The 8763-nt window shown below is 69.3% G+C and carries 6 protein-coding genes; 1 reads left to right on the top strand and 5 read right to left on the bottom strand.

All coding sequences use genetic code 11. The features are described from left to right. Window positions 1-121: 121 nt before the first annotated feature. From ACFXGX_RS29115 to ACFXGX_RS29095, 5 genes are all read right to left on the bottom strand, one after another. Entirely contained in the window at window positions 122-1144 is a 1023-nt protein-coding gene (locus ACFXGX_RS29115; protein WP_384796570.1) for an ABC transporter permease, read from the bottom strand. Continuing rightward, window positions 1141-2103, bottom strand: a complete 963-nt coding sequence (locus ACFXGX_RS29110) for an ABC transporter permease (protein WP_384796568.1) — start codon at window positions 2101-2103, stop codon at window positions 1141-1143. The genes ACFXGX_RS29115 and ACFXGX_RS29110 overlap by 4 nt, the downstream gene beginning before the upstream one ends. Beyond that, window positions 2096-3658 carry a sugar ABC transporter ATP-binding protein gene (locus ACFXGX_RS29105; protein WP_384796566.1) on the bottom strand — a complete coding sequence of 521 codons (1563 nt, stop codon included), beginning with the start codon at window positions 3656-3658 and terminating at the stop codon, window positions 2096-2098. The genes ACFXGX_RS29110 and ACFXGX_RS29105 overlap by 8 nt, the downstream gene beginning before the upstream one ends. Window position 3659: 1 nt before the next feature. Next, window positions 3660-4760 carry an ABC transporter substrate-binding protein gene (locus ACFXGX_RS29100; RefSeq protein ID WP_384796564.1) on the bottom strand — a complete coding sequence of 367 codons (1101 nt, stop codon included), beginning with the start codon at window positions 4758-4760 and terminating at the stop codon, window positions 3660-3662. 143 nt (window positions 4761-4903) lie between these two features. After that, window positions 4904-5917, bottom strand: a complete 1014-nt coding sequence (locus tag ACFXGX_RS29095; protein WP_384796562.1) for a LacI family DNA-binding transcriptional regulator — start codon at window positions 5915-5917, stop codon at window positions 4904-4906. Between the two features lie 159 nt (window positions 5918-6076). Here ACFXGX_RS29095 and ACFXGX_RS29090 point away from each other — a divergent pair, with 159 nt between their 5' ends. Continuing rightward, the gene (locus ACFXGX_RS29090; RefSeq protein ID WP_384796560.1) at window positions 6077-8680 is read left to right on the top strand and encodes a PA14 domain-containing protein; all 2604 of its coding nucleotides are present in this window, start codon (window positions 6077-6079) and stop codon (window positions 8678-8680) included. Window positions 8681-8763 lie beyond the last annotated feature (83 nt).

The following is an 8763-nucleotide window of genomic DNA, read 5'->3' as shown; positions in this document are numbered from 1 at the left end:
GTTGGTTGTGCGGGGCGCGCCGGCCCGCTATGTGTTTGGTAACGCGCCGGCCGCCCTCGCCGGGTCGGGCCCCCCCCGAGGGGGGGGGGCCTTCCGCTTTCCGGACGGGGCGGCGCGGCCCTCACAGCACCCGGCGTCTGCGTCCGAGCCAGGTCTGCGCGATGACCACGACGGCCAGGAAGGCGCCGCTGACGACCTGTTGGTAGGCGGAGTCCAGCGAGCCGATCTGGTTGATGACGTTCTGGATGACCTTCAGGAGCAGCACCCCGACCAGCGATCCGCTGATGAAGCCGAACCCGCCGGTGAGCAGGGTGCCGCCGATGACCACCGCGGAGATCGCCTCCAGCTCCATGCCCGAGCCGAGGATCGTGACACCCGACGCGAGCCATGCCGCGTTGAGCGCTCCGGCGAGTCCAGCGCACAGCCCGGAGAGCGTGTAGACGGAGATCTTCGTACGGGCCACGGGGGCGCCCATCAGAGCCGCGGCGTCCTCGTTCCCGCCGACCGCGTACACGTACTGCCCGAACCGGGTGCGCCTGAGGACCACCGCGCCGAGTACGAAGAGCGCGACGGTGATCCACACGGGCACGCCGACGCCGAGCAGCTCCCCTTGTCCGATCTTCGCGAAGAACGACCCCTTCTCCACGAGATACGTCTTCGAACCCTCGTCGGTGACGGAGAGCAGGATGCCCCGCGCGCCGAGCATCGAGGCCAGCGTGACGATGAACGGAGCCAGCCGCGAACGGGCGATCAGCAGGCCGTTGACGAGGCCGATCAGTCCGCAGACGGCCAGTGGCAGCAGCAGCGCGGCGACCGCCCCGTACTGGGACGCCCAGGCCGCGAGCACGCCGCCGAGCGCGAAGAGCGAGCCCACCGACAGGTCGATGCCGCCGGTGATGATGACGAAGGTCATGCCGAGCGCGACCACGGCGAGGAACGCCGAGGAGAGCGCCATGTTCTCCAGGTTGTTGCCGGTCAGGAAGGTGTCGAAGCTGAGGGCCGCCGCGGTCATCGCGACGATCAGCGTGACGAGCGCGCCGTGCTGCTGGGCGAGGGCGCTGAGCCGTTCGGAACGGCCGGCGCCGGCCGGTTCCTCCTCCACCGTGTTCTTCGCGCGCACCGGAATGTCCACGTCGGTCGTCATCGCTTTCCTCGTTCCCGGGCCGCGTACACGGCGAGGACGATCACCACGGCCTGGGCGATCTGGGTCCACGACGGCGGCAGATCGTGCTTGATGAGCGTGGTGGTGAGCAACTGGATGAGGACGGCGCCGGCGACCGTGCCGCCGATCCGGATCCGGCCACCGCTCAGCGGTGTGCCGCCGACCACGACCGCGGTGATGGCGGACAGTTCCATCAGGTTGCCGAGCGAGGACGGGTCGCTCGCGGTGAGGCGGGCGGTGGCGAGCACACCCGCGACGGCCGCGAGGACGCCCGAGCAGACGTACACGAGGATGAGGACGCGGCGCACCGGCAGTCCGGCGAGCCGGGCCGCGGGACGGCTGTCCCCGATGGCGAGGAGACTGCGCCCGAAGGTCGTACGGCGTACGACGAAGCCGACGAGCAGGGCGAGGGCCGCGGCGATCAGAACGACGTACGGGACGCCCAGGACATCACCGGAGCCGAGTTCCGCCATCGCCGGGTCGTGGACGTCCTTGAGCTGGGGGAGGAGCACCAGGGCAAGACCGCGCCCGGCGACCATCAGGGCGAGTGTCGCCACGATCGGCTGGACGCCGACGAACGCGATGAGCGAGCCGTTCGCGACACCGATCACGGCGCCGCCGACCAGCGCGATCAGGACGGCGATCCCGGGGCCGTAGCCGAGATAGAGGGACAGGAGCGAGGTGGACAGGGCCATCACCGAGCCCACCGCCAGGTCGACGCCCTCGCTGCCGATCGCCAGTGCCATGCCGAGTGCCACGATCAGGACCGGGGCGACCTGGACCGCCTGGGTGCGAAAGTTCTCCGTGGACAGGAAGTGCGGGGTGAAGACGGTGTTCACCAGGAACAGGACCACGACACCCAGGTAGACGCCGTACTCCTGGAGCAGGGCCAGCAGACGGTCGCGGTCGGCTGTCACCCGGCCGAGCGTCAGTTCAGTCATCGTGGCCTCCCGGGCCGGTGCCCTCGTCGGTGGCCGCGGCCGCGACGGTGGGGGCGGCGGGTGCGGCGGCGATGGCGCGCATCAGCCGGTCCTCGGTGACGGCGTCGCCGGTCAACTCCTCCACCACGGCGCCGTCCTTGAGGACGATCACCCGGTCGCTGCCCTCGATCAGTTCCTCGGGGTCGGAGGAGATGAGCAGGACGCCCAGCCCGTCATCGGCCAGTTCGTCGATCAGTTTCTGCACCTCCGCCTTCGCGCCGACGTCGATGCCCCGGGTCGGCTCGTCGAGAAGCAGGACCTTGGGCTGCATGGCCAGCCAGCGGGCCAGCAGCACCTTCTGCTGGTTGCCGCCGGACAGTTCACCCACCTTCTGCCGGGGGCTCGCCGCCTTGATCCGCAGCCGCTTCATGAACGTCTCCACGATGCGGTCGATGCGTGCCTCGTCGACCAGACCGAAGCGTGAGAGACCCGGAAGCGCGGCGAGCGCGATGTTCTCGCGCACCGAGAGACCCGGCACGATCCCCTCGGCCTTGCGGTCCTCGGGCAGCAGGCTGATGCCGGCCCGGATCGCCGCGGGAGTCGAGCCGGTGCGTACGCGCACACCCGCCACCACGACCCGCCCGGAGTCGGTGGGCAGCGCCCCCGCGATGGCCTTGGCCGTCTCACTGCGCCCCGAACCGAGCAGCCCGCCGAGCCCCACCACCTCGCCGGGCCGCACCGAGACGGACACGCCGTGAAGCTGGTGACGCACGGTCAAGTCGCGCGCCTCCAGGACGGGTTCGGCCTCCATGTCATGACCCCCCGTGAACTTGGTCAGGCCCTCCTGCCGTACGCCCGCGATCTCCCGCCCCAGCATCAGCGCCACGAGCCTGAGCCGGTCGAGTTCGGCGATCCGGCCCGTGTGCACGACCTTGCCGTCGCGCAGCACGGTGACCGCGTCGCAGATCTCGTACAGCTCGTCGAGCCGGTGGCTGACGTAGATCACCGCGATGCCACGCTCGCGCAGCATCCGGATCACCCCGAACAGGGTCCGCACCTCGCGTGGTTCGAGCGAGGAGGTCGGTTCGTCCATGACGACGACCCGGGCGTCGACCGAGACGGCTCGGGCGAGGGCCACCATCTGCTGTGCTCCGACGCCCAGTTCACGCAGCGGCCGGCGTACGTCGACCCGCAGGCCGAGCTCGCCCAGTGCTGCCTCGGCCTGCCGGTGCATGCTCCGGAAGTCGATCAGGCCGAGGCGGCCGCGGGGTTCACGGCCGAGGAACAGGTTGCGGGCCACGCTCATCAGCGGCACCAGGTTGACCTCTTGGTAGATGGTGGAGATTCCCGCGTGCTGTGCCTGAAGCGGGGTGGCGAAGCGGACCGGAGCGCCGTCGTACGTCACCTCGCCCTCGTCGGGCCGGTAGACGCCGGTGAGCACCTTGATGAGCGTCGACTTGCCCGCGCCGTTCTCGCCGATGAGGGCGTGCACCTCCCCGGCGCGGGCCGTGAAGTCCACGGAGGACAGGGCCTTCACGCCGGGGAAGGTTTTCGACAGGCCGTTCACTGACAACATGTCAGTAGGCCTTGCCCAGGTCGGCCTTGGCGTTGTCCTTGGTGTACGCGCTGTCCTGGATGACGATGTCCTGGGAGACCTTCTCGCCCTTGGTGAAGGTGTCCAGGGTCTGGAAGGCGAGCGGTCCGAAGCGCGGGTTGGACTCGACGACGCCGTCGATCCAGCCGTCGACGATGCCCTGGACGGCGTTGCGGGTGCCGTCGATCGTCACGATCTTCACCGCGCCCGGCTGCTTGCCCGCTCCCTTGAGGGCGTTGACCGCGCCGAGGCCCATCTCGTCGTTCTCGGCGTAGATCCCGGTGATGCCGGGCTTGGACTGGATGAGGTTCTCGGTGACCGACTGGCCCTTCTCCCGGGCGAATTCACCGGTCTGCTTGAAGACGATCTTGAGGCCCGGGGCCTTCTCCTTGATGCGGTCCTCGAAGCCCTTGGTGCGTTCGGTCGTCACGTTGTTGCCGGCGGCGCCCAGCAGGATGGCGATCTCGCCCTTGCCGCCGGTCGATTCGATCATCTGGTCCGCGGCCCGCTTGCCCTGCTCCACGAAGTCGGAGCCGATGAAGCTCACGTAGTCCTTGCAGGCGGTGGCGTTGATCTTGCGGTCGATGGTGATGATCGGGATGTGCTTGGCGGACGCCGAGCGCAGGACGGGTTCCCAGCCGTCGGAGTTGAGCGGCGCGATCACGAGGAGGTCGGCGCCCTTGGCGATGAGGTCCTGGACATCGCTGATCTGCTTGGAGAACTGCGACTGGGCGTTGGCCGTCAGCAGCTTCACGCCCAGCTTGTCCGCCTCGGCCTTGATCGACGCGGTCTCGGCGATCCGGAAGGGGTTGGCCTCCTTCTCGGACTGGGAGAAGCCGACGCTGGCCGACTTCAGGTCGATCTTCTTGGCGCCGTAGGCGTCGATGGCACAGGTCGGGCCCGAGCCCGAGGACGGTGAGGCGACGACCTGGCCCTGGTCGCCCGCTCCGGCGGAGCTCGTGTCCTTGCCTGCGGTGTCGTCCTCGGACTTCGCGCATCCGGAGACGAGCGCGAGGCTCGTGATGAGGCCGGTGGCGAGGAGGGTCCTGGCGGAGGTGCGGTGACGTGGTGCGAGCGGCTTCATGGAGTCCCCAAACGGCACGGCCCCGGCGCTGAGAGCGCTCCCGGGGATGATCGGCTCTTGCGGTCGGCTCGGTGTACTCGTCGTTCCGGGGAGGTTTTTACATCGTTGGAAGAGCCCTGTAAACCCCTCCGTCCGAAATCCCGTCAACGCCGCCCCAGCGTGCTCTCCCGCTCAACCAGCCTGAAATCAGCCGTCAGTTCACGTCCACCGGGCTCGGTCCGGCCCGACAGGCTGCGCAGCAGGGAGGCCACCGCCATCCGCGCGATGGCCTGCTTGTCCGGCGAGATCGTCGTCAGGGTGACCGCGCCGAACCGGCCTTCCTCGATGTCGTCGAAGCCCACCACCGCCACGTCCCACGGCACCCGCAGACCGCGTTCGTGCAGCACCCGCATCGCACCGATCGCGACCAGGTCGTTGTACGCGAAGACGGCGTCCGGACGTACCCCGGAGTCCAGGAGCCTGGCCATCGCCCGCGCGCCCTCGTCGCGGTCCCAGCCGCCGACCGGCACCACGAGTTCGTCGGGGGCGGGCACCCCGGCCTCCGTCAGCTCCGCGCGCCAGCCCGCCAGTCGCAGATGCGCGGGCCGGTTGGCCGAATCCGTGCGGGCGCCCAGGTAGGCGATCCGCGAGCGCCCGCGGCTCAGCAGATGGCGGACCGCGCTGCGCGCGGCGGACACGTTGTCGATCGCGATGTGGTCGTAGGGAAGTTCGTACTGCCGCTCGCCGAGCAGCACGAGGGGCACGTCGTCGGTGCGGGAGCGCAGATCCTCGTCCTCCAGCTCCAGCGGGCTGAGGATCAGACCGTCGATGACATTCGCCCGGAAACCCTGGCTCACCAGGACTTCCTGTTCCCGGTCGCCGCGCGTGTGGTCCAGCAGGACGGTGAACTCGTGCTCGGTGGCGGCGTCGATCACGGCCCCCGCCAGCTCCGCGAAGTACGGGTTGCCCAGCTCGGGGACGGCGAGGGCGATGATGCCCGTGCGCCCTTTGCGCAGGTGGCGAGCCGTGAGGTTCGGCCGGTAGCCCAGCTCGTCGATGGCCTCCTGGACCCGGGCGCGCATGGCCGGGGTGACGTGCGGATAGTTGTTCACGACGTTGGAAACCGTCTTGATCGAGACGCCGGCGTGCTCCGCGACGTCCTTCAGGCTGACCCGCAAGGGATCTCCTCTTCATCGATGTGCGCCTCTGTCACCTGGCCGTTTGTCATGACCCTGGACAGCGGCCGGGACCCGTGCTGTGATGCCCACTCCCGCTACTTCCAACGTTGTACAGACTGAAGCAACGAGCCGCCACCCTTCCTCAGCCAAGGAGGATCCGTGCGCAAAAGCAGACTCCGAACCCACATGGCGCTCCTGTTCGTCGCGGTTCTCGGCCTCGCGGGACTCACCGCAGCCCCCGCCGCCACAGCAGCCGACGACCCGGTGGAAGTCCACGGCCTGAAGGGCGAGTACTACACCCAGTCCGCCCCCGGCGCCTTCGACTTCCACGAGCTCAAAGCCACTGGATTAGACACGAATCTCGACTTCGACAACCTGGAGCCCCGGCTCTCCTTCGCCACCGGACACTCGGACGACGTCAACGTCCGCTGGACCGGCCGGATCGTCCCCGAGAAGACCGGCCCGCACACGTTCTCGATCATCGGGGACAACGGCTTCCGGCTGTGGGTCGACGGGCACCTCGCCATCGACCACTGGGTCGACGACTGGGACCGCGAACAGACCTCCCAGCCCCTCGACCTGACCGCCGGCCAGTCGTACGACATCAAGGTCGAGTACTTCGAGCACTTCGGCGGCTCCAACCTCCATCTGCGCTGGACTCCGCCCGGCGGCACCAAGACGGCCGTCCCGCAGTCGGCACTCCGGCTGCCCGACGGATACGCCTACGACGGGGCGGTCGCCACCACGGTCCAGGCCGACGGCCGCAGCCTGCGCCTCGACTTCGCCCAGCCGCTCACCGCACCCCCGGCGAACCTCACCGACCACGTCGAAGCCGTCATCGGCGGCGCCAAGTGGCCCCTGACCACAGCGAAGCTGGACCCCGCCGACCCCAAGTCCCTGATCGTCGGCCTGAAGGAACCCGTCGTCGGCAACAAGTCCGGTACGGCCAGGGGCACCGCCGACCTGCGCTACGACGGCAAGGGCGATCTCTCCGGAACGAACGGCAACGTTGTCAGCGCCTTCTGGAGCAGTGGACCCAACCGCTCCACCCATGAGCTGCGAACGAAGTGGGCCGACACCGTCGACGCCGGCAAGGCCCGCACCGAGTACCCCCGGCCCCAGCTCACCCGGGCCGACTGGCGCGACCTCAACGGCCCCTGGCAGTTCGCCCCGGCCAAGGCCGGCGAACAGCCCCCGGTCGGCAAGAAGCTGGCCGAGAAGATTCGCGTGCCCTACCCGGTGGAGTCCCAGCTCTCCGGCGTCGAACGGCACGAGGACCGCATGTGGTACCGCCGCACCTTCACCGTTCCCGCCGACTGGAAGGTCGGTTCCGGCAAGCGTCTCCAGCTCAACTTCGGAGCCGTCGACTGGCGGGCCGAGGTCTACGTCAACGGCACCAAGGTCGCCGAACACGAGGGCGGCTACGACAAGTTCAGCGCCGACATCACCGCCGCGCTCAAGCCCGGCCGCACCCAGGAACTGATCGTCGGCGTCTACGACCCGACCGACGCGCAGAGCGGCGAGAACCCGCCGGTCGGCAAGCAGCGCCTCGACCCCAGCGGCATCTGGTACACCCCGTCCTCCGGCATCTGGCAGACGGTGTGGATGGAGCCCGTGGCCTCCGCCCACGTCGACTCCCTCAAGCTGACGCCCGACGTCAAGAACAGCCGGCTGACCGTCGAACCGAAGGGCGTCCGGGACGGAGTGCCGGTCACCGCGACCGCGTACGCCGGACACCGCAAGGTCGCCACCGCGAAGGGCCGCACCGGGCAGCCGCTCGTCCTGAAGATCACCGACCCGCACCTCTGGTCACCCGACGACCCCTTCCTCTACGACCTCAAGGTGAGCGTGGGCGCCGACCGCGTCGGCAGCTACTTCGGCATGCGGTCCATCGCCGTGGAGCAGGTGAACGGCACCCCGCGCACCGTCCTCAACGGCAAACCCGTCTTCATGATGGCCACCCTCGACCAGGGCTTCTGGCCCGACGGCCTCTACACCGCACCCACGGACGAAGCCCTCGCGTACGACCTGAAGGCGCACAAGGAGATGGGCTTCAACGCGGTCCGCAAACACATCAAGGTCGAACCCGACCGCTGGTTCTACTGGGCCGACCGGCTCGGACTGATGGTCTGGCAGGACATGCCCGCCATGACCGCCGGGGTCAACCCGAGCGCCGCGTCCCGCGCCGAGTACGAGCGCGAGATGAAGCAGATGATCGACGAGCACATCAGCAGCCCGTCGATTGTCATGTGGGTGACCTTCAACGAGGGCTGGGGCCAGTACGACGAGGCCCGCATCGCCGACCAGGCCAAGGCCTGGGACCCGACCCGCCTCGTCAACTCCATGTCGGGCATCAACCTCGGCGTCGACGGCGGCACCGGCGACATCATCGACGAACACGGCTACCCGAGCCCCGCGCTGCCACCGAACCCGGACGGCAAACGGGCCCTGGTCAGCGGCGAGTACGGCGGTCTCGGACTCGCGGTGCCCGGACACGCCTGGTCCGTGCAGCAGTCGTACGTGGACGTCGACCCCTCGGCGTACACCGACGACTACCTGGCCCGCCTCGCCGAGGTGCACAAGCTCGCCTGCAAGGGCGGCAACGGCGCCGTCTACACCCAGATCTCGGACGTGGAAGGAGAACTGAACGGCCTGATCACCTACGACCGCTCGGTGGTCAAGCCCGACGTGGCCCGGCTCAAGGCCGCCCACGAGGCGCTGATCCACGACGCGTCACAGGCGACACCGGCCGGCTGCTCCTGACGACGAGGCGCCCGGCGCACGCCTCCCCGCGGCTCCGGGCGCACGCCTCCCCGCGGCTCCGGGCGCGCCACGTGCCCGTCCTC

It is taken from the genome of Streptomyces sp. NPDC059371 (genome assembly GCF_042751995.1).
Taxonomy (GTDB): domain Bacteria; phylum Actinomycetota; class Actinomycetes; order Streptomycetales; family Streptomycetaceae; genus Streptomyces.
Note: the sequence above shows the minus strand (reverse complement) of the source record. Positions and strands in the feature narration are given on the sequence as shown.

What these genes read in the sequence shown, in the direction of transcription:
- ACFXGX_RS29110 (WP_384796568.1), bottom strand. Translation starts at nt 2,103, where the DNA reads ATGACTGAACTGACGCTCGGCCGGGTGACAGCCGACCGCGACCGTCTG.
- ACFXGX_RS29105 (WP_384796566.1), bottom strand. Translation starts at nt 3,658, where the DNA reads ATGTTGTCAGTGAACGGCCTGTCGAAAACCTTCCCCGGCGTGAAGGCC.
- ACFXGX_RS29115 (WP_384796570.1), bottom strand. Translation starts at nt 1,144, where the DNA reads ATGACGACCGACGTGGACATTCCGGTGCGCGCGAAGAACACGGTGGAG.
- ACFXGX_RS29100 (WP_384796564.1), bottom strand. Translation starts at nt 4,760, where the DNA reads ATGAAGCCGCTCGCACCACGTCACCGCACCTCCGCCAGGACCCTCCTC.